This is a genomic window from Isoptericola croceus (assembly GCF_029382255.1).
Lineage (GTDB): Bacteria > Actinomycetota > Actinomycetes > Actinomycetales > Cellulomonadaceae > Isoptericola > Isoptericola croceus.
On record NZ_JARLLG010000271.1, the window covers coordinates 1 to 271 of the forward strand.

1 protein-coding gene is annotated in these 271 nt (G+C 51.3%); it reads left to right on the forward strand.

Annotated elements, in window-relative coordinates; translation table 11 throughout:
* Positions 1–60: 60 nt before the first annotated feature.
* Positions 61–271: hypothetical protein (locus PZC42_RS23160; protein WP_368860290.1), on the forward strand; the 211-nt coding region annotated here is incomplete at its 3' end.

A 271-nucleotide genomic window follows, 5' to 3' on the forward strand; every position in this document is an offset into this window, starting at 1 on the left:
GAGGTGAGTAGAAACCTCAATCCATAAGTGACGTCTAAAAACTAAGAGAAATAGACAATCATCGGCGTCAACCCCTGGGTGGTACACCGCGACACATCGGTATATGGAGACGACGTGGAAGAGTTCCGCCCGGAGCGCTGGCTTGGGAAGGAAAAGGGAGACATGGGTGCGTTCAACGGTCCCATATCTACTGAAAAGTGCCCTGCTAATCAGCTCATTCTTCAGAACGGTTCTTCTTCGCCTTTGGAGCGGGAGCACGTCTGTGTATTGG